General features: G+C 64.1%; 20 protein-coding genes. 15 read left to right on the forward strand and 5 right to left on the reverse strand.

Features of this window, described 5'->3' with window-relative positions; translation table 11 throughout:
* Positions 1-9 precede the first annotated feature (9 nt).
* From JG746_RS12945 to JG746_RS12955, 3 genes are all read right to left on the reverse strand, one after another.
* The gene (locus tag JG746_RS12945) at positions 10-900 is read right to left on the reverse strand and encodes a carbohydrate ABC transporter permease (protein WP_202358482.1); all 891 of its coding nucleotides are present in this window, start codon (positions 898-900) and stop codon (positions 10-12) included.
* Positions 897-1,856 (reverse strand): carbohydrate ABC transporter permease, encoded by a 960-nt coding sequence (locus JG746_RS12950; protein WP_202358483.1) that lies wholly within the window; start codon positions 1,854-1,856, stop codon positions 897-899. The genes JG746_RS12945 and JG746_RS12950 overlap by 4 nt, the downstream gene beginning before the upstream one ends.
* 76 nt (positions 1,857-1,932) lie before the next feature.
* Positions 1,933-3,411, reverse strand: coding sequence for an ABC transporter substrate-binding protein (locus JG746_RS12955; protein WP_202358484.1), 1,479 nt, complete (start codon positions 3,409-3,411; stop codon positions 1,933-1,935).
* 210 nt (positions 3,412-3,621) lie between these two features.
* Here JG746_RS12955 and JG746_RS12960 point away from each other — a divergent pair, with 210 nt between their 5' ends.
* From JG746_RS12960 to JG746_RS13025, 14 genes are all read left to right on the forward strand, one after another.
* Positions 3,622-4,332, forward strand: a complete 711-nt coding sequence (locus tag JG746_RS12960; RefSeq protein ID WP_096455061.1) for a GntR family transcriptional regulator — start codon at positions 3,622-3,624, stop codon at positions 4,330-4,332.
* A 56-nt stretch (positions 4,333-4,388) separates the two neighbouring features.
* On the forward strand, positions 4,389-5,555 hold the full coding sequence (locus JG746_RS12965; RefSeq protein WP_202358485.1) for a mandelate racemase/muconate lactonizing enzyme family protein: 1,167 nt from the start codon (positions 4,389-4,391) through the stop codon (positions 5,553-5,555).
* 63 nt (positions 5,556-5,618) lie between these two features.
* Complete coding sequence (locus JG746_RS12970) at positions 5,619-6,977, forward strand: mandelate racemase/muconate lactonizing enzyme family protein (protein ID WP_202358486.1); 1,359 nt, start codon at positions 5,619-5,621, stop codon at positions 6,975-6,977.
* Positions 6,978-7,074: 97 nt separating this feature from the next.
* Positions 7,075-7,401: an NIPSNAP family protein gene (locus tag JG746_RS12975; RefSeq protein ID WP_202358487.1), complete on the forward strand. Its 327-nt coding sequence runs from the start codon at positions 7,075-7,077 to the stop codon at positions 7,399-7,401.
* Between the two features lie 9 nt (positions 7,402-7,410).
* Entirely contained in the window at positions 7,411-8,610 is a 1,200-nt protein-coding gene (locus JG746_RS12980; RefSeq protein ID WP_202358488.1) for a mandelate racemase/muconate lactonizing enzyme family protein, read from the forward strand.
* 155 nt (positions 8,611-8,765) lie between these two features.
* The gene (locus JG746_RS12985) at positions 8,766-10,262 is read left to right on the forward strand and encodes an aldehyde dehydrogenase family protein (protein WP_202358489.1); all 1,497 of its coding nucleotides are present in this window, start codon (positions 8,766-8,768) and stop codon (positions 10,260-10,262) included.
* Positions 10,263-10,362: 100 nt separating this feature from the next.
* Positions 10,363-10,638 carry a hypothetical protein gene (locus JG746_RS12990; protein WP_202359338.1) on the forward strand — a complete coding sequence of 92 codons (276 nt, stop codon included), beginning with the start codon at positions 10,363-10,365 and terminating at the stop codon, positions 10,636-10,638.
* Positions 10,639-10,928: 290 nt separating this feature from the next.
* On the forward strand, positions 10,929-12,626 hold the full coding sequence (locus JG746_RS12995) for an ABC transporter substrate-binding protein (protein WP_202359339.1): 1,698 nt from the start codon (positions 10,929-10,931) through the stop codon (positions 12,624-12,626).
* 22 nt (positions 12,627-12,648) lie between these two features.
* Positions 12,649-13,632, forward strand: coding sequence for an ABC transporter permease (locus JG746_RS13000; RefSeq protein WP_202358490.1), 984 nt, complete (start codon positions 12,649-12,651; stop codon positions 13,630-13,632).
* A complete protein-coding gene (locus JG746_RS13005) occupies positions 13,629-14,531 on the forward strand; it encodes an ABC transporter permease (RefSeq protein WP_202358491.1) in 903 nt (300 codons plus the stop codon). The genes JG746_RS13000 and JG746_RS13005 overlap by 4 nt, the downstream gene beginning before the upstream one ends.
* Positions 14,528-15,337 carry an ABC transporter ATP-binding protein gene (locus tag JG746_RS13010; RefSeq protein ID WP_202358492.1) on the forward strand — a complete coding sequence of 270 codons (810 nt, stop codon included), beginning with the start codon at positions 14,528-14,530 and terminating at the stop codon, positions 15,335-15,337. Before JG746_RS13005 ends, JG746_RS13010 begins: the two co-directional genes overlap by 4 nt.
* Positions 15,334-16,257, forward strand: coding sequence for an ABC transporter ATP-binding protein (locus JG746_RS13015; protein ID WP_202358493.1), 924 nt, complete (start codon positions 15,334-15,336; stop codon positions 16,255-16,257). The genes JG746_RS13010 and JG746_RS13015 overlap by 4 nt, the downstream gene beginning before the upstream one ends.
* A gap of 13 nt (positions 16,258-16,270) precedes the next feature.
* A complete protein-coding gene (locus tag JG746_RS13020) occupies positions 16,271-16,741 on the forward strand; it encodes a GNAT family N-acetyltransferase (RefSeq protein WP_202358494.1) in 471 nt (156 codons plus the stop codon).
* Between the two features lie 23 nt (positions 16,742-16,764).
* A complete protein-coding gene (locus JG746_RS13025; protein WP_202358495.1) occupies positions 16,765-18,774 on the forward strand; it encodes a beta-N-acetylhexosaminidase in 2,010 nt (669 codons plus the stop codon).
* A 64-nt stretch (positions 18,775-18,838) separates the two neighbouring features.
* On the opposite strand, the gene JG746_RS13030 is transcribed toward JG746_RS13025, so the two are convergent.
* Positions 18,839-20,044, reverse strand: coding sequence for an ROK family transcriptional regulator (locus tag JG746_RS13030; protein WP_202358496.1), 1,206 nt, complete (start codon positions 20,042-20,044; stop codon positions 18,839-18,841).
* Positions 20,045-20,210: 166 nt separating this feature from the next.
* Positions 20,211-21,305, reverse strand: a complete 1,095-nt coding sequence (locus JG746_RS13035; protein WP_202358497.1) for a CaiB/BaiF CoA transferase family protein — start codon at positions 21,303-21,305, stop codon at positions 20,211-20,213.
* 105 nt (positions 21,306-21,410) lie between these two features.
* On the opposite strand from JG746_RS13035, the gene JG746_RS13040 reads away from it, so the two are divergent.
* Positions 21,411-22,433, forward strand: a complete 1,023-nt coding sequence (locus JG746_RS13040) for an LLM class flavin-dependent oxidoreductase (RefSeq protein ID WP_202358498.1) — start codon at positions 21,411-21,413, stop codon at positions 22,431-22,433.
* Positions 22,434-22,463: the final 30 nt, after the last annotated feature.

Here is a 22,463-nt window from a genome sequence, read left to right on the forward strand (position 1 = left end):
GGCAACTCCCTAATGCTTGACCGCGCCTTCTGTCAGGGCGCGTACGAAGTATCGTTGCAGGACGAGGAACAGCACGACGACGGGCACGCTCATGATGAAGCTGGCCGCCATCAGGCCTGGAAAGTCCGTGGTGTTTTCCGAGAAGAAGCGCTGGATGCCGACCGGCAGCGTCAACTGCTCGTTCTTGGAGAGGAAGGTGTAGGCGTAGATGTACTCGTTCCACGCGCCGATGAAGGAATAGATCGCCGTGGCGATGATGCCCGGCGTCGAGAGCGGCATCACGATCAGGATGAAGGCCTGGAACCGCGTCGCGCCATCGATGCGCGCCGCCTGCTCGAGCTGCACCGGGATGTTGTCGTAGAAGCCCTTCAGCAGCCAGATCGCCAGCGGCAGGCCGAATGTCAGGTAGGTGAGAACGAGCGAGCCATGCGTGTTCACCAGCCCGATCGCGCGCATCAGGATGAAGAGCGGCACGAGAAAGATCACCGCCGGGAACATGTTGCGCAGCAGGACGGTGAAGAACAGGAAGTTCCGGCCCGGAAAGGTGAAGCGCGAAAACGCGTAGGCAGCGGGAACCGCCACGATCACCGAAAGGATGGTCGTGGCGGTGGAGACGAAAAGGCTGTTCCAGAAGAAGCGGAGGAAGTCCTGGCCGACACTGTTCTGCGGATCGAGCAGCTTCTGGTAGCTGGCGAGTGTCGGTTGGTCAGGCCACCATTGCGGCGGGAATTGCATCGCGGCGAAGCCGGACTTGATCGAGGTGAGCAGCATCCAGATCATCGGCAACGCTGTGTAGAGCAGCATGAACACGAGGAAGATACGTCCGCCCCACCGCCATCCGTCGAAGCGGATGCGGCGACGGGCCTGGCCTCGAGGGGCTGTCCCGGCAATCGTGCTCATGCGCTTCCGTCCCTCCGGTCGTTGCCGCTCAGCGCGCGGACGTAGAAGTAGCCGAACGTCATCAGGATGATGAACAGCAGCACCGAATAGGCCGATGCCACCCCCCAGCGCTGGCGGCCGAAGGCGAGTTCATAGATGTGGGTGATCCAGATATGCGATGCGTTCGACGGCCCGCCGCCGGTCATGATCCAGGGGATGATGAAGGAGTTGAAGTTGGCGACCGCCAGCAGAAGGATCGTCACCGTCGAGACGTTTCTCAAATGCGGAAAGGTGACGTGCCAGAAGCGCTGCCATGCATTGGCTCCGTCGACTTTCGCGGCGCGCAGCAACTGGTCGGGGACCGTCTGCAGGCCGGCCATCATCATGATCATGGCAAACGGAAATTCGCGCCAGATGTTGACGACGATCAGGGAGGGCAGCACCGTCGAGACACTGTCGATGAAATTCGGCGGCCGGTCAGCCCATCCGAGGCCGACCAGCACCGCGCCGATGATGCCGAAGTCCGAATGGTAGATCCACTTCCAGATATAGGAGGCGGCGACCGCGCTGATGACCCAGGGAATGATCAGGATGGCGCGCAGGACACCACGGCCGAAAAAGTCGCGGTGCAGCGCCAGCGCGGCGGCAAACCCCAGGACGAAGGAGATGCCGGTGGACCCCACCGTCCAGATCAGGGTGTTCCAGGTGACTTTCCAGAACACCCCGCTGGTGAGGATGGCGGTGTAATTGTCGAAGCCGATGAAGGTCTTGTCGCGAAGCTGCAGGCCGGGTGGCGTGCTGAAGAACGACAGCTCGATCGTGTAGTAGATCGGATAGGCGATGACGACGAGCATCACGGCGATCGCGGGGAGCACGTAGGCGTAGTCAGCGCGATGCTCCCAGATCTTGCGCAGCAAGCCGGATCCACCCGGTTGCAGTCTTCGGCGAGCCTCGGTCTTGCCGGTCACGATCGTCACTTTGGCGTGCCCTTGTTATTCGGAACGAACCGGCTGTTCCCTGGAACAGCCGGTCGGATCGCAGGTGAGGCTCGGACTAGAGCCCGCCCATCAGGTCTTTCACCTTCTGGGCCGCGTCGTCCGCTGCCTGATCGACGGTCATCGCTCCGGTCAGGGCATTCTGCAGCATGTCCGGGACGATGATGTTCATGATCTCGGGCGATTGCGGCAGCGCCGGGAACGGGATGCCGTATGGCAGCATCGAAGTCGTGACGTCGAGGAACTTGATGCTGTCCAGACGTTCCTTCATCCATTTGGTCTTGAAGCCGTTGAGATTGCCCGGATTCGACCCGGCATAGGCCATCTTCAGCGACCATTCCGGGCTGGTCCACATGCAGATGATAGCCTTCGCGGCCGGTTCGTCCACCTTGCCGCCCTCGACATATTCAGGCTTCAGGATGTGGATGTTCGAGCCGCCGAAGACGACGGCGCGCTTGCCGTCCGGGCCGGTCGGGATCAGGCCGTAGCGCATGTTGTCGATGACGGTCTGCGCCTTGTCCTTGTCGGTGCCGGTGGCCTTCTTCTGCAGGTCGAGCATGACGTTGTAGTCGGACGGGTGCGAGATCATCATGCCGAGCTGGCCGGCGAGAAACAGCGGCTGGTTGTCGGCCTGCTGGTTGGTGAGTGCCGAAACCGGGACCGACTTGTCGCGGACGTACATGTCGTAAGAGGCTTGCAGCGCGGCCTTGCTCTGCGGGCTGTTGAGCTCGATCTCCTTATAGGCCGGGTTCGCCGTGGCTTCGTCGAACACGCCGCCGCCATAGGCCCACAGCTGGGGCATGAAGCGATACGGGGTGTTGCCGGCATTCTTGCGGGCCACGAGGCCGTAACCGGCAATGCCGAGCTTGTCGTGGATCTGCTTGGAATACTTGACGACGTCGTCCCAGGTCGCCGGAGCCTTGTCCGGATCGAGGCCCGCGCGCTTGAAGATATCGGCATTCCAGATGAACGCCATCGTTTCATTGTTGGTTGGAATGCCGTAGGTCACGCCGTCCCAGGTCACGGCTTTCATGGCGCCGGGCCAGAAATCCTCGGTCGAATAGCCTACATCCTCCGGCTTGAGCGGCTGCAGATAGCCCTTTGAAGCGAATTCGGTGCCGCCCAGGATCTGCAGGCGGACCGCCATCGGCGCCGCATTGCCAAGGAGCGCCGTGCGGAACTTGTCCAGGAGATCGTTGTAGGTGAGGGCCTGTTCCTCGAGCTGGATGTTCGGATAGGTCTTGCGGAAGGTCTCGAAGAAATCCTTGTAGTACTGGCGCAAGAGATCGGGGTCGCCCTCGAACACGCCCTGATACCAGAAAGTCAGCCGCCCCTTGTAGTCGAGCGGGGTGACCTTGCCGCAATCGGCCGCCGTGTCAAATTCCTGCGTGCCCGCGATGGAGCGCACATATTCGGGCGACCACTTGCTCAGATCGACCGGCGCCGCGCCGAGAGCCGGTGCGGACATCAACGATGCGATCAATGCAGTGGAGACAGTGCCGCGCAGGACGGCACCGCCGAGTGTGAACCTCGTCATAGGTATCCTCCAGGTTTCTCTCCCATGCCGCTCCTTATCGAGGCGAGCGGGCTTTACTCGTCGGCTGGGGACATCTCCTCAAATGTATCCCTTCGAGCACTTTATACGTTTTCAGATCGCAGATTGGCTGTCAACGCAACAAATCGTACATTGTTTATGGAAATCGTGCGTGATATCGAGAAAGGCGTGTATTCATGGAAGGGGGCGGCCTTGGCCGAAACGCGGGAATTCAAAGCAGAGCCACCCGAGGGGATCGATCCTCTCGGCGCGTCGAGCGAGGGCGCCTCGCTTTATGAGCTGATCAGGGAGGACATCATCGAGGGGCGGCTCGCCGCCAACGAGCGGCTTGTGGTGACCGATCTGGCCCGGCGCCACGGCACCTCGACCAATCCCGTGCGCGAGGCCCTGCAACTGTTGCGCGGGGAAGGCTTTGTCACCTTTCTCCCAAACCGCGGGGCGCGCGTGCGGCCCATAGACCAGGATTTTGTCCGGGACATCTACGAGATCGGCGTCCTCATCGAGCCGGCCCTGACGCGATGGTTCGTGAACATGGCCACCGACGAGGACATCGCCGAACTCGAACGTCTTCAGGGCCTGATCGAAGAGAACAACTTTGCCGACACGTTCAGGCACAGCGAGCTGGACACCGCCTTCCACACCGTGATGTACCAGCGGCACTACAACCGCCATGCCGCCGAGCTTTGGTGGAAGCATCGCGAGGTGCTGCGAGCCGTGAGCCGGCGCTTCAATTTCACACTCGCCCGGCGTGCCGCGATCATTCGCGAGCACCGCGAGCTCATCGCTCATGTGAAGGCGGGAAATGCCGACGAGGCAGCCGAACTCATTGCACGCCATGTCGAGGGTTCCGGACGGCATGTCCTCGAACACATGCGCGCGCGCAACGCCGCTCGGGCAGGGTAGAACAACTGGCCCGGAACACCGCTCTTCGGTTCATTCCAGATAAGGGTAGTCAAGAGATGAAAATCACGAGCATTCGGCCGTGGCTGATCAAATCCGATGCATCTTACTGGGGAGAGTACCTGTTCGTCGAAGTGACGACAGACGAAGGCGTGAGTGGCTGGGGCGAGATCACAACCACGACAAAGCTGGCCAACCGTGCGCTCTGCACGATCCTGCGGCAGATCGGCGCCGCCGTGACCGGCGAGGATCCGGCGCGCATCGAGCATCTGTGGCACAAGATTTTCCGCAGCTTCACCTATATGGGCAGCCGCGGCGCCGCCGTCGAATGCGTGAGCGCCATCGACATAGCCCTCTGGGATATCCGCGGCAAAGTCCTAGGCAAGCCGATCTACGAACTGCTGGGCGGCCCGGTGCGCGATGAAATCGCGCTCTACACCCATCCCGACCAGGCCAAATTCACCAGCAAGGAGGCCGTGGTCCGCGAAATTCGCGATATTGTCGAATCCGGGCACACCGGGCTCAAATTCGATCCGTTCCCCCACCAGGGCCGCACCTCGGACGGCATGTCGCGTGAACAGCGGGACGGCTATCTCGATGGCGGCATGACCCGCAAGGACGAGCGCGAAGCGGCCGAACTCACGGCCCTGATCCGCGAAACGGCGGGTCCCGACGTCGACATCCTCATCGATGCGCATGGCCGCTTCGACGTTCCCACCGCCATTCGCCTCTGCCGCAGCCTCGAGGAAGCCGGCCAGATCGACTGGTTCGAGGAGCCCTGTCCGCCCGAGAGCCTCAACGCCCTCAAGCAGGTGCGCGACAAGGTCAGCGCCCCGATCTCCTGGGGCGAGCGCGGCCACACGAAATGGGATTTCGTACCGGTGCTCGAGAACAAGCTCGCCGACTACATCATGCCTGACGTCACCTGGACCGGCGGCATTACCGAACTGAAGAAGATTTCCGCCCTGTGCGAGGCCTACTACATCCCGGTCTCGCCGCATGACGCCGCCGGGCCGATCAACGTGGTCGCGGGGGCGCAGGTGATGATGACCGTTCCGAACTTCTACAAGCTCGAAACGTCGGAGTGGAACCTGGGCAAGTACGATCATCTCATCGACAGACCGCTCGATGTTTCGAACGGCAGCCTCAAGCTGACGTCGAAGTCTGGTCTCGGTGTCGAGATGAACCGCGATTACCTGCAAGCCCATGAGATCGAGCTGAGTTAGCCAGGCTCGATGCTGGCCGCCGCTCGGGGAGCGACAAGCTTCCAACCAGAACGAGGACAAATCATGCCAAAGACGGGAGGAGCCGGCGAGGCTCTCAATCGGGTCAACGCCAATTCCAGGCCATCCGACCTTCGCATCACCGACATGCGGGTGGCCGAAATCGTCGGCGCGCCATTCACCTCGGCGCTGCTCAAGATCTATACCAACCAGGGCATTGTCGGGCTTGGCGAGGTGCGTGACGGCGCCAGCGCCACCTATGCGCTGATGCTGAAAAGCCGGCTGCTTGGCGAGAACCCTTGCGACATCGATCGCCTGTTTCGCCGCATCAAGCAGTTCGGCGGCCATGGCCGGCAAGGCGGCGGCGTGTCGGCGGTCGAGATCGCGCTGTGGGATCTCGCCGGCAAGGCCTATGGCGTTCCCGTCTACCAGATGCTCGGCGGCAAGTTCCGCGATCAGGTGCGCGTCTATTGCGATACCGATGCCGAGAAACCGAGCGGCACCGAAACCGGAAAGCGCCTCAAGCAGCGCATGGACCGCGGTTTCACCTTCCTCAAGATGGATTTGGGCTTGATGCAGATCGCCCATGTCCCGGGCGCCGTGGCCGCGCCCGCCGGCGCGCTCGAAGGGTTTCATGCCGACCCGCGCGGCCGTGGCGGCACGCTGGAGGAGCGCAAGGCCCGCAATCTCGCCTATGACGCGCAGAACGTGCAGCACCCGTTCACGGGCCTGCATTTCACCGAAAAGGGGATCGACCTGCTCGAGCAGTATATCCACGAGGTCCGCGAGGTGATCGGATACGAGATTCCGCTCGCCATCGACCATGTCGGCCATATTTCGCTGCAGGACGGCATACGCCTGTCGCGTCGTATCGAGAAATATGTGCCTGCCTGGCTGGAGGACGTGATCCCCTGGCAATATACCGAGCAGTACCGGCAGCTGCAGCAGGCCACCACGGTGCCGATCTGCACCGGCGAGGATATCTACCTCAAGGAGGGCTTCGAACCTCTGCTCAAGAGCGGCGGCCTCTCCGTCATCCACCCGGACCTGCTCACCAGCGGGGGCATTCTGGAGACCAAGAAGATCGGCGACATGGCGCAGGACCACGGCGTCGCCATGGCGATCCACATGGCCGAAAGTCCGATCGCCGCGATGGCCGCCGCGCATGTCGCCACCGCGACCGAGAACTTCATGGCGCTCGAATACCACTCCGCCGATGTCGACTGGTGGGACGACATCGTCACCGGCCTGCCCAAGCCGCTCGTCAAGGACGGCTTCATCACAGTGCCCGACAAACCGGGGCTGGGCATAGACGATGTGGTCGACGAGGTGATCAGCCAGCATCTGCAGCCCGGTGTCACGGGGATATGGCAATCCACCGAGCACTGGGACAATGAATATAGCTGGGACCGGACTTGGAGTTAGCCCAGACCACCTGCCATCATTCCCCCATGGCTCACAGGGCCAACGACCGACCATTCGTGTCGACCTCTCCCAGGCGAAGAAAGAAACGGACGAAACCATGATCTACGAATTGCGTATCTATGACTGCCTGCCGGGCAGGCTGCCGGCTTTGCTCAAGCGCTTTTCCGAGCAAACGCTGGCCATCTGGGAGAGGCATGGCATCCGCCAGGCCGGGTTTTTCACCACGGCGATCGGCGAAAACAGCAATCGCCTCACCTATTTCCTCGCCTGGCAATCGCTGGCCGAGCGTGAGGCGAAATGGGCGGCTTTCGTCACCGATCCGGTATGGCACAAGGCCCGGGAGGAGTCTGAGCGCGACGGGCAGATCGTTGCCAATATCAGCAGCCAGCTGCTCACGCCGACAGCTTTCTCGTCCGTGAAATAGGGCTGCGCCATGAAGATCACCGACCTGCGCTGCGCCGTCATCGGCAAGCACCCCATCGTCCGCATCGTGACCGATGAGGGCCTCTATGGCCTTGGCGAGGTCGAGTTCACCAAGACCTACCTCAAGCCCTTTGTGCTGCATTTCCGCGAGGCGCTGATCGGCGAGGACCCGACCGACGTCGAGCGGGTGATGCTGAAGATCCGCCAGCGCGGCTCGTTCAAGCCCTATGGCGCCGCCGTCTCCGCCATCGAGCATGCCTTATGGGACATCGCCGGCAAGGCGGCGGGCGTGCCGGTCTACAAGCTGCTTGGCGGCAAGGTACGCGACAAGGTGCGCGTCTACAACGGCTCGATCCGCCGGAAGCGCGCCGGCGACCGGCCGGAGGATTACGCCGCCGACGTCAAATGGATGATGGAGCAGCCGCAGAACTTCTTCATGGTCAAGCAGGGAATCTCGTTCCATTCCAACATGAAGGACACCGTCGAGGGCTTCCATTACGGCGTGACGCAGAAGAAGGCCGGCTATCACGGCGCCATGGATCAGGGCGTGATCAGCGAGCGCGGTTTCAATCACATGCTCGACTGTGTGATCGCGATGAAGGAAGTGCTGGGCGACAAGGTCAGCCTGGCGCTCGACTGCGGCCCGGGCTGGATGCTGCCCGATGCGATCAAGTTCGCCCGCGCGGTCGAGAAGTACAATTTGATGTGGCTCGAGGACATGCTGACCGGCGACTATGTGCCGTGGGTCAATCCGCAGGCCTATCGCGAGCTGACCACCTCCACATCGACGCCGATCCATACCGGCGAGCAGATCTACCTCAGGCACAATTTCAAGGAACTGATCGAGACGCAGGCGGTCCGGGTCATCGGTCCCGATCCGGCGGATATCGGCGGCATCGCCGAGCTCAAATGGGTCGCCGAGCATGCCTATATGCACTCGATCCTGATGGCGCCGCACGGCACCGCGAACGGGCTGCTCGGCCTTGGCGCGTTGATCAACGTCTGCGCCACCTTGCCGGCAAATTACGTGGCGTTCGAATATCCGAGCGCCTCGGACCCGTGGTGGGAGGATCTGGTGATCGGCCTGCCGGCGCAGATCGTCAGGGACAGCATGGTGGACCTGCTGGAAGCGCCTGGCCTGGGGCTCGATATCGACGCCGAAGCCGCCAGGAAGTATCTCAGCGAAGAGGATGCGGGCTTCTTCGACTGAACCATCCTTCTTTCGCGGTGCGAGCGGTGCCGGCTTCCGACAGCCGCTCGGGCGACGCTTGCCGTGCTCGACGTCCTGAATGAAGCCCACCTTTCCTTGTTGAGGTCGACCGCGCCGGGAGTAATAGTCGCGGCGGAGTTCGTGAGGAGGAAGAGATGACGCTGAATTTCGACCCGAGGGCGAAGGCCGCGACGCTCTACCACGGCGAATTCCGGCCGATGTTCATCGGCGGCAAGTGGGTCGCGGCACAGTCCGGTGAGGTGATGCAGGCGCTCAACCCGGCGACGGGCGAGGTGCTGGCGACGGTGCCGCGCGGCGGGGCCGCCGACATCGATGCAGCGGTGGCCGCCGCACGCGCGGCCTTCGAAGGCCCATGGTCGAAATTCTCGCCCTATGAGCGGCAGTGCGTGCTGTTGCGCATCGCCGATCTGTTCGAGACGCATTGGGAAGAGCTCAGCGTTTCCGACACGCTCGACATGGGGCTGCCGATCACCCGCACGCTGGCCAACCGGCGCCGTGTCATCGGCATGCTGCGCTTCTATGGCGGCATGGCGACGGCGCTGCATGGCGAGGCGATCGACAATTCCATTCCCGGCGAGATCGTCTCCTTCACAAGGCGCGAGCCGGTCGGCGTCGTCGGTGCGATCATTCCCTGGAACGCGCCGACAGCCGCCTCGATCTGGAAGATCGCCCCGGCGCTCGCCACGGGCTGCACCATCGTGCTGAAACCTTCCGAGGATGCGTCGCTGACGCCGCTTCTGATCGCGCGGCTGATGCAGGAGGCCGGCGTGCCCGACGGCGTCGTCAACATCGTCACCGGCACAGGGGCGGAGGCCGGCGCGCGGCTCGCCGAACATCCCGACGTCAACAAGATCGTCTTCACCGGCTCGACGCTGACAGGGCAGGCGATCGCGCGGGCAGGCGTGGCCAACCTCAAGCGCGTTTCGCTGGAGCTCGGCGGCAAGTCGCCTGTTATCGTCTGCCGCGACGCCGATATCGACAAGGCCGTTCCGGTCGCGGCGATGGCGGTGTTCGTGCATTCGGGCCAGATCTGCATCGCCGGCTCGCGGCTGTTCGTGGCGCGCGAAATCCATGACGAATTCGTGCGCCGTGTCGCCGAGTTCGCCGGCAGGCTGCGCATCGGCCACGGCATCGAGGCGGAGACCGAGATCGGGCCGCTCATCAATGCCAGGCAGGCCGGCAAGGTGGAGGGCTACATCAAGGCCGGCAGCGACGAAGGCGCCGATCTGGTCGCCGGTGGCTCGCGGCTGACGGGCGCGCTCTACGATGGCGGCAATTTCATCGCGCCGACCGTCTTCGGTTCGGTATCGGACAAGATGACCATTGCGCGGGAGGAGATTTTCGGGCCAGTCATTTCCGCCATGCCGTTCGACACGCTCGATGAGGCTGTGGCGCGCGCCAATGCGACGCCCTATGGGCTGGCGGCCGGTGTCTTCACCAGCCATCTCGGCACCGCGCACAAGCTGGCGCGCCGCATCAAGGCCGGCTCGGTGTGGGTCAACATGTACCATGCCATCGACCCGGCGGTGCCGTTCGGCGGCATGAAGATGTCCGGCTATGGCCGCGAGGGCGGCATCGAACATCTGCACGAGTATCTGGAGACGAAGTCGGTCTGGATCCAGACCGACTGAGGGGTGTGGCGGCGCGGTGACGCGCACGGGCAGGGAACCTTTGTTTCGCCTGCCGATTTTGCCTATATAGGACATGCGAATGGCCAGGAGGGTGTTGCCGATGACGACGAAACGGTTTGCGATCTGCGCTCTTGCCGTGGCGATGGCCTGTGGCATGTCCGCGTCGGCATCCGCCGGGAGCAAGCATCGCCACCATCAGGCCGAGCCGGAACGCTATGTTCCCGCCGATGACGATCTCATCGGCTTCCTCTTCGGCGGTCCGCGCTACTACGACCAGCAACTGTTCACGACAGCCGCGGGCGCGTGTTCCTACGACCGGGTCGGGCCGGATGCGAATGCTTTGAACAAGATCAACGACCATCATTGCGGGAAATGATCGGCTGATCTGCTTTCGGCGCACATAGGCCGATCTCCTCACGAAGACTTACGGACACAGTGGCGGCGTCCACCGGCGCGGTGGGACGCATTCAGGAGGCGCAGGCTGTCTTGCGACGGTGGCCAGGCCTTCGGGCGGCTGCAGTGGCGCGACCCTGTGCGGATGTCAGGGACAAGGGTTGACGCCCGCATTGGCCTGCGATTAAATCAATTTGATTTACATCATGACCAGTCTGCTCAGGGAGGAGAAAGATGCTGGGTCTCGTACAATCACCAGAGGCGCAGGGTTCAATGCGTGCGGCCGCTTTCGCGGGCGGCGCGATCAGCCGCCGGCTGCTGTTCGCGCTTGCTGGCGCGGTGGCGGTTTCATCGGCCTTTGTCTGCGTGACGCGGCCCGCGGCCGCCGAATCCGTGCTCGCCATGCATATCGAGGAACAGACGAGCTGGGTGCAGAACTTCAACCCGTTCGATCTCGGCGGGCGGCGCCAGAGCACGATGGATTTCGTCTACGAGCCGCTGGTCATCTTCAACGATTATGACAGCGGCAAGCCGATCTTCCGGCTGGCGACGGGCTATAAATTCTCCGACGATCTGAAGTCGATCACCTACACGCTGCGCGACGGCGTCAAATGGTCCGACGGTCAGCCGCTGACCTCGGCCGACATGAAATACACGCTCGAACTGATGCTCAAGAACCCGGCCGTCGACATCGTCGGCGTAGGTGAAAGCGTGGCTTCGGTCGAGGCGCCGTCACCGACGGAGGTCAAGATCGACCTCAAGGGCGTCGACACCCACTTCCCGGAATCGCTGGCCGATTTTCCGGTCGTGCCCGAGCACATCTGGAAGGATATCAAGGACCCGCTCGCCTTCAAGAACGAGAAGCCGGTCGGCTCGGGGCCGATGACCGAGATCCGCCGCTTCACGCCGCAGGTCTATGAGCAGTGCCGCAACCCGAATTACTGGGACGCAGCCGACCTGCATGTCGACTGCCTGAAACTGCCGCAGATCTCCGGTAATGACCAGATGCTGGCGCTGCTGCCGCAAGGCGAAATGGACTGGATCGGCTCGTTCCTGCCGGAGATCGACAAGACCTATGTCGCGCTCGACAAGGATCACAATGGTTACTGGCAGCCGCCGGCCGAGACCATCGCCTACGAGATGAATCTGAAGACCAACAAGCCGGGCAATTTTGAAGCGTTCAACGACATCAATTTCCGTCACGCCTTCAGCCTCGCCATGGACCGCACCTCGATGGTCGACATTGCCGGCTTCGGCTATCCCGTGGTCAATCTGCATGCCAGCGGCCTGCCGCCACGCTTCGACTCCTGGCGCAACAAGGCCGCCGAGGGCGACAAGGATGTCTGGATGACCTACGACATCGACAAGGCCAACAAGGTGCTTGACGATGCCGGCTACAAAAAGGGCGCCGACGGTTTCCGCACCACGCCGAAGGGCCAACCGATTGCCTTCGTCATTATCGTGCCGAACGGCTGGACCGACTGGATCGACGCCGTGCAGATCGCCACCGAGGGCTTGCGCAAGATCGGCGTCAATGCCTCCGTCGCCACGCCGGAATATGAGCAGTGGCAGAAGCAACTCCTGGACGGGTCGTTCGACGCCGTCATGAACTCGCGCCCCGATGGGCCGACACCGTTCCGCGGCTACTACCAGACGCTGTCGACGGCATTCGCCGGGCGCATCGTCCACGCGGACTCGCGCTACTCCAATCCTGAACTCGACAAGGTGTTCGACGCCTACCGCAAGGCGACCACGGATGAGGAGCGCAAGAAGCTGTTCGACCAGGTGCAGATGATCATCGCCGACGACTTTCCGGTCGTTCCGGTGTTCAACGGCCCGACATGGTACCAGTATTCAAGCAAGCGCTTCACCGGCTGGGTGACCAAGGACGAGCCGGTGATGAACCCGGAGAACCACGACAACAACCGCATGCGGTTGATGCATCTGCTGCGCCTGAAGCCCGCGCAGTAACCCGGCCGGCAGGGCAATCGCGATGCGGATTCCACTTAGGCGGCTGGGTGTCTACTTCGTCGCCTTCCTGTTTGCGATCATCGTCAACTTCACCCTTCCCAGGCTGATGCCTGGGAGTCCGGTGGACTCGATGATCGCGCAACTCGGTCCGCGCGCGACACCGGCGGCGGTCGAGGCGATCAAGGCCCGCTTCGGCGCCGTCGAGCAGCCTGTCTGGTTGCAGTTCGTCGACTATATCAAGGGGCTGGCGACCTTCGACCTCGGCGTCTCGGTAAAATACTATCCGCAGACGGTCACCCAGGTGCTCGCCCGCTCGGCCGGCTGGACAGCACTTCTGGTCACCTGCGCCATCGTCTTTTCCCTCTGCGTCGGTGTCTCCCTCGGCGCGGTGGCAGCCTGGCGGCGGGGCGGACGTTTCGATGCGTTCGTCTCGCCGTTTTCTGTCGTGCTGATCGCGATCCCGCCGGTCATCATCGCCTTGGCCACGCTGTTCACCTTCGGTGTGACGCTGCGCTGGTTCCCAGTCGGCTACGCGTATAATCCGGATCTCGATCCCGGTTTCAACTTCACCTTCCTCGGCAGCGTGTTCTGGCACGCCATCATGCCAGTGCTGACGCTCTCGCCGTATATGATCGGCGAGTTCCAGACCACGATGCGCTCCTCGATGATCTCGGTGCTCGGCGAGGACTACGTCACCATGGGCCGCGCCAAGGGCCTGTCGGAAACGGCGGTGATGTTCTCATACGCGGCGCGCAACGCAATGCTGCCGGTTCTGACCAATCTGGCGCTGATGCTGGGCGCGGTCTTCGGCGGCTCGATCGTCACCGAGATCGTCTTCAACTATCCCGGGCTCGGGCTGACACTGTTCACCGCGAGCGTGGCGCGCGACTATCCCGTCATCCAGGGCCAGCTTCTGTTGATGACATTGGCCACGCTTGGCGCCAATCTGCTGGTCGACATCATCTATGGTATCGTCGATCCGCGCATCAGGGAGGAGCGCGCATGAGGTTCGGGCTGCAACTCCTGTTCCGCCAGAAGAAGGCGGTGGCCGGCTTCATCATCATTGCATCCCTTGCCTTGATGGCGATTTTCGCGCCGATCCTGGCGCCGACCGATCCGGCCGCGCGCGTCGGGCGCTCGCACCAGCCGCCGACGGTCTCGCATTATTTCGGCACCACGAAGATGGGCCGCGACGTCTACAGCCAGTTCGTCTGGGGTGCGCGGCCGTCGCTTGCCGTGGGCTTTGCCACCGGCCTCGCCATCACCGCGATCGGCACGGTAATCGGCCTCATATCAGGCTATTTCGGCGGCCGCATCGATGGAACGCTCGATCTCGCCACCAATGCGGTGCTGGTCATACCCAACATTCCGCTGCTGATCCTGCTCGCCTCCTTCGCCGGAACGGTCGGCCCGTTGGCGATCATGACGATCATCGCGCTGACATCCTGGCCGTGGGGCGCGCGCATGACGCGCGCGCAGACCATGGCGTTGCGCAACCGTGAATTCATCACCGCGGCACGCATGGTCGGCGAGCCTTCATGGCGCATCATCTTCGTCGAGATCCTGCCCAACCTCGTGCCGCTGATCGGCATCAACATTGTCGGCTCGATCATCTATGCGATCGTGGCGCAGACGACGCTCGAATATCTGGGCTTCGGCGATCCGCTCAACGTCACCTGGGGCACCATGCTCTACAATGCGCAGAATTCCTCGGCGATCATCGTCGGCGCCTGGTGGGATATCGGCGCGCCGGCGCTCGGCATCGCGCTGGTCGGGCTCGGGCTGGCCTTGCTCAACTTCACCTTCGACGAGATCGCCAACCCGCAGCTGCGCTCAGGGCCGGCGCTGTCGCGATGGCTGCGGCTGACACGGCTGCGCAAGCGTGAACTGGAGACCGCACGGTGAGCGGACCCCTGCTGCAAATCCGCGACCTCAGCGTCGACTATCTCACCGACAAGGGCGCCTTCCGCGCGGTGAAGAACGTCTCGTTCGACATCGGCCGCTCGGAACTGTTCGGGCTCGCCGGCGAATCCGGCTGCGGCAAGAGCACCATCGCCTATGCCATCACCAGGCTGGCCAAGGCGCCGGCCTGGGTAGCGGGCGGCGAGATCCTGCTCGACGGCCAGGATCTGTTGAAGCTCACTGAGCCGGCGATGCAGAAGGTGCGCTGGAGCCGCATCGGCATGGTGTTCCAGAGCGCAATGAATTCGCTCAACCCGCTAATGCGGGTGGAAGCGCAGTTCCACGACGTTCTGCGGCGGCACAATGGCGCCATCCGGGAGCAGTCGCGGGCCCGCGCCGAGGCGATGTTCAAGCTGGTCGGCATCCCTGCGAACCGGCTTTCCGACTATCCGCACCAGTTCAGCGGCGGCATGCGCCAGCGGATCGTGATCGCCATTTGCCTGGCGCTGGAGCCCGAGCTGATCATCATGGACGAGCCGACGACGGCGCTCGACGTGGTGGTGCAGCGCGAGATCCTCGAACAGGTGATCGACCTGCAGCGCGCGCTCGGCTTCTCGGTGCTGTTCATCACCCACGATCTGCATCTGATGGCGCAGCTCTGTCATCGCATCGGCGTGATGCTGAAGGGCGAACTGGTCGAGGTGGGCGATGTCCGTCAGGTGAGCCATGCCCCGGTGCACGAATACACACGCAAGCTCTGGGGCGCGATCCCGCAACTGCCGGCGCGGGCGCGCGAGGCCTTGGCATGAACGCGCTGCCCTCGGTGCTCGCCGAGCCGGTGATCGCACTCAGCGAGATCGAACGCAGCTTCGGCCTTGTGCAGGCGCTGCGCGGCATCTCGTTGTCGCTGCGGCCCGGCCGGGCACTCGCCCTGGTCGGCGAATCCGGCTGCGGCAAGACGACGTGCGCGCGCATCATCGCGCGCATGGACCATCCGACCGCGGGCACGCTGTCCTTTCGTGGCCGCGACGCGACGCGAGCCGGAACAGGCGACGAGGAGCGGGCCTACCGCCGCGCCGTGCAGATGGTGTTCCAGGATCCGTTCGCCTCGCTCAATCCGGTGTTCACCGTGCATCATCACCTGGCCCGACCGCTCGCTTTGCACGGCCATGCCAGGGGCAAGGCAGCGTTGACCAAGGGCGTGATGGACCTACTTGCCGATGTCGGCCTTGATCCGGAGCTGACGGCGCACAAGTTTCCGCACGAGCTGTCGGGTGGCCAGCGCCAACGCGTCAACATTGCCAGAGCGCTCGCCGTGCAGCCGGACGTGCTGGTTGCCGACGAGCCGACCTCGATGCTCGACGTCTCGATCCGGCTCGGTATCCTGGAACTGCTCGCCCGTATCAAGCGCGAGAAGAACCTGGCGCTGCTCTACATCACCCACGACATCGCCACTGCCGCCCACGTGGCGGAGGAGATCATCGTCATGTTCGCCGGGCAGATGGTGGAGTGGGGCGCGACGTCAGCCGTAATCGCCGACCCGCGCCACCCCTACACGCAGCTCCTGCTTTCGGCGGTGCCCGATCCGGACCGGCCTTTCGTGCCGGGCGACAGCGCCCGCTTCCTCAACCATGCCGAGGAGATGCGGCGGCTATCACGCCCGGCCTCGGCTGACGTGGAGCAGGTGGCTTCGGACCATTTCGTCCGTGCGCTCGGCGCGGTTTCGTAACAGGATCTTTGGAATGGACTATCTGGTCAATCTTTCCCTGCTTGGACCCGATCCGGTGCTCGACCAGCGCCTGGCCGAGACCGGTGTCACCGTCCGCCGGGCGTTGGCGCCGGAATACGAACTGGTGACGGGCTGGGTGCGGCGGACTTTCAGTGCCGGCTGGGCGGGAGAAACCGCCGTCTCCTTCATGCGCCAGCCGCCGGCCTGTTTCCTGGCGACGCGGGCAGGGGAGCTCGTGGGCTTTGCCTGCCATGAATCGATCGCCCGTGGCTTCTTCGGCCCGACAGGTGTCGACGAGGCCGCGCGCGGCCAGGGCATCGGCCATGCGCTGCTGCTTGCCTCCCTGCTCGACTTGAAGACGATGGGCTATGCCTACGCCATCATCGGCGATGTCGGCCCGTCCGAGTTCTACGAACGCACCGTGGGTGCGACGCCGATCCCCAATTCGGAGCCCGGCATCTATGCCGGCCTGCTGAAGACCTGACCCTTTCACCTCACGAGATTGCCATGACCGAGACACTTGCCCTGCGGCTGGAAAGTTTCTGGACGCCTCCGGGCGACGGCCAGAAACTGGCCTATTCGCTGAAACTCACCAACGCTTCGCACCAGCCACTGCGAGACTTCCGGCTCTGCATCAGCGGCCCGGGCCGGATCGATCCCGCCGCGACGGTTGAAGGCGGTGTGCTGACCGAGCGGATGTCCAACCATGCCGCGTTCGCGCCGCCGGACGGCTTCGTGCTCGAGCCGGGCACTGCATGGAGGGTGACGGCGCGGGGCCTGAGCTATCCGCTGCGCCACTGGACCGACGGCGCCACCAGCGCCTATCTCGTGCTCGCCGACGGCAACACGCAGAGCATCTCGGTCGAGCCGACGAAGGCAGCCGGCGACAATGCGGTGCGCAGGCGCGGCGCCGAACCCTATCCGGTGCCCGCTGTGGCGCCGGTTTCGATTTCGGTCATCCCCTGGCCAGGCAAGGTCGAGGTGTCGGGCGCGATGCCGGCGCCCGCGGGTCTCGACCCGAGGCCGCAGGGCAAAGAGGCCACCGCCGCAGCGACGGCCTTTGCCGACCTCACCGCAAGCCTGTTCCCCGTCGAGGGGATCGTTCGCCCGGCGGCGGAAGGCGGCTTCCCCGTCATCATGTCGCCACGGGACGGCTTCGCGCCGGAAGCCTATGCCATCACCTTTTCCACCGATGCCGCGACGGTTTCAGCGGCCACGAGCACGGGGTTTCTCTACGGGCTGATCACGCTTGGACAGATCCTGCGCGGCGCCGGACAACATCCCGGCACCTTCCGCTTTCCGGCGGCCGGCGAAATCCGCGACGAACCCTCACTTGGCTGGCGCGGCTGCCATCTCGACGCGGCGCGGCAATTCTACGCCTCGGCAGAAATCGAAAAATTCCTCAGGCTTCTGGCCTGGAACAAGCTCAACCGTTTCCATTGGCACCTGTCGGACGACGAAGCCTGGCGGGTCGAGATATCGGCCTATCCCCAACTGACCGAAATCGGCGCCTGGCGTGGTCACGGCCTGCCGGTCCCGCCGCTGCTGGGCTCGGGCCCGCAGAAGTCCGGCGGCTATTACACCAAGCCGGTCATCCGCAACATCGTCGCTCTGGCCGGACGGCTCGGCATCGAGGTGGTGCCGGAGATCGACGTGCCCGGCCACAGCTACGCCATGCTGCAAGCGCTGCCCGGGCTGCGCGATCCCGGCGAGCATGGCGAGTATTTTTCCGTGCAGGGATTTCCCAACAACTGCCTCAACCCGGCGCGCGAGGAAACCTACCGCGTGCTGGAGACGATCTTCGACGAGCTTATCGAATTGTTTCCCTCGAAGATCATTCATGTCGGCGCCGACGAGGTGCCGATCGGCGCCTGGTCGGGTTCGCCGCAGGCGCTGCACCGGCTTGCCGAGATCGGCGGCGAGGCGGTGGCAAAGGCGCATGCCAGGCGGCTTGGCGTGGTCACCAACACGCATGGCGCCGATGAGATCGAAGGCTCGGGGGCAGCGGTGCTGCAGGCGCAGTTCCTCAAGCGCGTACAAGCGTTCCTTGCGTCTCGCGGCTGCGTCACCGGCGGCTGGGAGGAGGCAGCACACGGCAATGTCATCGACAAGAACAAGTGCTATCTGAATGGCTGGCGCAATGTCGAGGTTTCGGCGGCGCTGGCCGGCGAGGGCTATGACATGGTCGTCAATCCGGGCCAGGTCTATTATCTCGACATGGCCAACAGCCAGGAATGGTCGGAACCGGGCGCCGCCTGGGCCGGCTGGTCGTCGCCCGAGAAACTCTACGGCTTCGATCCGGTGCAAGGCTGGAGCGAGGCGCAGAAGAAACATTTCCTCGGCGTGCAATGCTGCATCTGGTCGGAACCGATGACCGACCGCGCCGTCTTCGACCGGCTGGTGTTTCCGCGCCTCTCGGCGCTTGCCGAAACCGGCTGGACGCAGCCGGAGCGCAAGTCGTGGGAGCGCTTCAAGGCGCTCTGCGGACTGATGCCGGTTCTCTACGGATTGCCATAGGCCCCCTCCGTTGTGACGCTAGGGGGAGGACCGTGCCACGCTTTTCATGGAATGGCCCGGCGGATCAGCCGAGTGGCTTCTGCAGCACGTCGAACTGGGGGTTGGTCTCCGAAAAGATCGGCAGCGCGGCGGCGCCGAGCACGGAGGTGTCCTTGCCGGCGGCGCCGACCAGCACGCGCGGTGTGGACCGCGCTCTGGTCGAACTGACCGAAAGATGCAGCGGTTCGAGCCGGGCGACGAGGGCCTCGATCACCGGCAATGGCATGAAGCCACCCACCACCACGGTTTCGGGATCGAGCGCCAGTTCCAGCACGTCGATCGCCTGGCGCAGCGGATCGACGGCATCTGCGATCCAGGCTTCGAGGCGATCGTCTCCTTGCGCCAACAGTTCCTCCAGCACATCGGGCGAGGCATGGTCGGGGTCAGGCAGGTCGAGCCGATCATAGGCGGCCCGCAGCGATACGTAGCGTTCCAGGCAGCCGCGCTTGCCGCAGCCGCAGGACAGGCCGCCAGGCCTAACGATCATGTGGCCGATCTCGCCGGCATTGTGGCGGCTGCCTTTGTAGAGATGGCCGTCAAGGAACAGGCCAGCGCCCAGGCCGGTGCCGATGAACAGATAGACGAAGCTGCCGAGGTTGCGGGCAACGCCATAGAGCCGCTCGCCGATTGCCGCGGCGGTGGCGTCGTTCTCGACCGTCACCGCAATGCCGGTCAGCCGCTGGAGCTCGTCGGCGACCGGAAAATCCTGCCAGCCGGGCAGGGCGGTTGGCCCGACCGAGGTCATGCCTTCGACGTCGAAGGGGCCTGGCATCGCCACGCCGATGCCGAACAGGCGCTGGCGGTCGAAGCGAAACTTGCGCATCAGGTCGCCGGCAATCGCGGCAAGCAGCGGCATCGCCTGCGCCGGGGTCGGGCGGTCAACGGGGTGCTCGATACGCGCCCGCACCGTGCCTGAGAGATCGGTGATGACGCCAACCGCCAGCTGATGGTCGAGCTGCAGGCCGATCGAGTAACCGCCATCGGGGTTGATCGAATAGGGCACTGCCGGCTGGCCGCGCGCGCCTTTGAGCGTCGCCTCGGCGCGCAGCAGCTCGGCCGTCTCGAGTTCCTCGACGATGTTGGAAATGGTCTGGGTGCTGAGCGCGGTCAGCCGCGCGATCGCCGCGCGTGACAAGGCGCCGTTGGTACGAATCGCCTCGATCACCACCCGGCGGTTGTGCGACTTGGCCTGTTCGAGATTGGTGCCGGAGACGGCTTTCCTGGAGATCATGGGAACGTTACCAACGAACTTTGCGATAAAAACAAATCAAGTTGATTTAATTATATGCAATGGTAGCTACCACTTCTAGCCGGTTTCGCAGCCAGAGCGCCATCGGAGCAGGTCTAGTTCAGCAATATTTGATGGGGCCGGCCTGGTGGCTTGGCCGGCCAGCGGATCAGAACGCCCAGGGGTTCGCGAGCGCGGCACGAATCTCGGCGTCGTGTTCGCCGCGCGCTGGACTTCTGCCCGGCGTCTTTTGCGCCCATCCGGAAAAGCGTGGAGCGGCGGCGGCCTGCAGGACGCCGTCCACCGTCAGCCAGGAACCGCGCACGGCCATGTGCGGGTGCCGTGCCGCCTCCCACGGGCTGAGCACCGGGGAGACGCAGGCGTCGGAGCCTTCGAACAGGCTGGTCCATTCATCGCGCTTTCTTGCGGCAAATATCGCCGCCAGCCGGCTGCCGAGTTCCGGCCAGAGATCGCGGTCGAACTGCCTGGCGAATTGCGGATCGGCGGCGAGGCCGAGCCTGTCGAGGAACAGCGCGTAGAATTTCGGCTCGAGGCACTGGACGCTGATGAAACCGCCATCGGCTGTGCGGTAGACGCGGCACCAATGCGGTCCGTCGAGAAGGCTTCTGCCGCGTTCGGCGACGAGCGCGCCGGACTGGCCGACCGCCATCAGCAGGTTCATCATGTGGGCCGAGCCGTCGACGATGGCCGCGTCGACCACTGTACCTGGGCCGCCGGCACGCGCGCTCATGATGCTGGCGAGCATACCGATCACCAGATAGAGCGCGCCGCCGCCTATGTCGCCGGTGAGCGTCGGCGGCGCCATGGGCGGCTCGCCCGGCAGGGAGGCGTACCAGAGCGCGCCGGATACGCCGGTATAGTTCAAATCATGGCCAGAGGTGCGGGCGAGGGGGCCGTCCTGGCCCCAGCCGGTCATGCGGCCATAGACCAGCCTTGGATTGACCGCCAGGCAGGCCTCCGGGCCGAGGCCGAGACGCTCCATGACGCCGGGCCGGAATCCCTCGATCAGGCCGTCGGCGGTGGCGACGAGGCGCATCAGCAGGGCGACGTCCCCGGCATCCCCGAGGTCGAGCGCGATGGAGCGCTTGCCGCGATCGAGCAGCGAGTGTTCGGGCAGGCCCGGCACGGGCGCCTGCTTGCGGTGGACGACGATGACATCGGCGCCGAGATCGGCGAGCAGCATGCCGGCGAAGGGCGCCGGCCCGAGCGCCTCGATCTCGACGATTCGCGTCCCCTTCAGCATTCCACCCTCCACGGCGTTCAACCCCAGAGTATGGCCTGAGGTGACGGTGTGTAACCCCGCCGTTTTGGCATTGAAGCAAGTGCCGCTCGCATATACTTCAGGGCCATGAAAAAAATCGGTTTCCTGTCATTCGGGCATTGGACCCCCTCGTCGCAATCGCAAGTGCGCTCGGCGTCCGACGCGCTGCTGCAATCCATCGATCTCGCCGTCGCGGCCGAGCAGCTCGGCGCCGACGGCGCCTATTTCCGCGTGCACCATTTCGCCCGCCAGCTCGCTTCGCCGTTCCCGCTGCTGGCGGCGGTCGGCGCCAAGACCAGCCGCATCGAGATCGGCACGGCGGTCATCGACATGCGCTACGAGAATCCGCTCTACATGGCCGAGGATGCCGGGGCCGCCGACATCATCGCCGGCGGCCGGCTGCAGCTCGGCATCAGCCGCGGTTCGCCCGAGCAGGTGATCGATGGCTGGCGCTATTTCGGCTACCAGCCGCAGGAAGGCAAAAGCGACGCCGACATGGCGCGGCACCATGCCGAGGTTTTTCTCGATACGCTGCGCGGCGAGGGGTTCGCCCAGCCCAATCCACGGCCGATGTTCCCCAACCCGCCCGGCCTGCTCCGGCTCGAGCCGCATTCGGAAGGCCTGCACGAGCGCATCTGGTGGGGTGCGGCGACCAACGCCACTTCGGAATGGGCGGCCAAGCTCGGCATGAATCTGCAGAGCTCGACGCTGAAGTTCGACGAGAGCGGCAAGCCATTCCACATCCAGCAGGCCGAACAGATCCGCATCTACCGCGAGGCGTGGAAGGCGGCCGGCCACGAGCGCGAGCCGCACGTCTCGGTCAGCCGCAGCATCTTCGCGCTGGTCGATGATCGCGACCGCGCCTATTTCGGGCGCGGCAATGAAAGCCGCGACCAGATCGGCTTCATCGAGGAGAATACCAGGGCGATCTTCGGCCGCAGCTACGCCGCCGAGCCTGACGTGCTGATCAAGGAATTGGCGCAGGACGAGGCGATCGCCGAGGCCGACACGCTGCTGCTTACCGTGCCCAACCAGCTCGGCGTCGACTATAACGCCCATGTCATTGAGGCGATCCTGACCCATGTCGCGCCGGCCCTGGGCTGGCGCTGACGGCCTTGCCATGTAACCATCGATCGCGGC

The sequence above is a fragment of the Mesorhizobium sp. 113-3-3 genome, from assembly GCF_016756495.1.
Lineage (GTDB): Bacteria > Pseudomonadota > Alphaproteobacteria > Rhizobiales > Rhizobiaceae > Mesorhizobium.

Coding starts and splice junctions, on each gene's coding strand:
- JG746_RS12945 (WP_202358482.1), bottom strand. CDS start 900: ATGAGCACGATTGCCGGGACAGCCCCTCGAGGCCAGGCCCGTCGCCGC.
- JG746_RS12955 (WP_202358484.1), bottom strand. CDS start 3,411: ATGACGAGGTTCACACTCGGCGGTGCCGTCCTGCGCGGCACTGTCTCC.
- JG746_RS12965 (WP_202358485.1), top strand. CDS start 4,389: ATGAAAATCACGAGCATTCGGCCGTGGCTGATCAAATCCGATGCATCT.
- JG746_RS12970 (WP_202358486.1), top strand. CDS start 5,619: ATGCCAAAGACGGGAGGAGCCGGCGAGGCTCTCAATCGGGTCAACGCC.
- JG746_RS12975 (WP_202358487.1), top strand. CDS start 7,075: ATGATCTACGAATTGCGTATCTATGACTGCCTGCCGGGCAGGCTGCCG.
- JG746_RS12980 (WP_202358488.1), top strand. CDS start 7,411: ATGAAGATCACCGACCTGCGCTGCGCCGTCATCGGCAAGCACCCCATC.
- JG746_RS12985 (WP_202358489.1), top strand. CDS start 8,766: ATGACGCTGAATTTCGACCCGAGGGCGAAGGCCGCGACGCTCTACCAC.
- JG746_RS12990 (WP_202359338.1), top strand. CDS start 10,363: ATGACGACGAAACGGTTTGCGATCTGCGCTCTTGCCGTGGCGATGGCC.
- JG746_RS12995 (WP_202359339.1), top strand. CDS start 10,929: ATGCGTGCGGCCGCTTTCGCGGGCGGCGCGATCAGCCGCCGGCTGCTG.
- JG746_RS13000 (WP_202358490.1), top strand. CDS start 12,649: ATGCGGATTCCACTTAGGCGGCTGGGTGTCTACTTCGTCGCCTTCCTG.
- JG746_RS13005 (WP_202358491.1), top strand. CDS start 13,629: ATGAGGTTCGGGCTGCAACTCCTGTTCCGCCAGAAGAAGGCGGTGGCC.
- JG746_RS13015 (WP_202358493.1), top strand. CDS start 15,334: ATGAACGCGCTGCCCTCGGTGCTCGCCGAGCCGGTGATCGCACTCAGC.
- JG746_RS13020 (WP_202358494.1), top strand. CDS start 16,271: ATGGACTATCTGGTCAATCTTTCCCTGCTTGGACCCGATCCGGTGCTC.
- JG746_RS13025 (WP_202358495.1), top strand. CDS start 16,765: ATGACCGAGACACTTGCCCTGCGGCTGGAAAGTTTCTGGACGCCTCCG.
- JG746_RS13030 (WP_202358496.1), bottom strand. CDS start 20,044: ATGATCTCCAGGAAAGCCGTCTCCGGCACCAATCTCGAACAGGCCAAG.
- JG746_RS13035 (WP_202358497.1), bottom strand. CDS start 21,305: ATGCTGAAGGGGACGCGAATCGTCGAGATCGAGGCGCTCGGGCCGGCG.
- JG746_RS13040 (WP_202358498.1), top strand. CDS start 21,411: ATGAAAAAAATCGGTTTCCTGTCATTCGGGCATTGGACCCCCTCGTCG.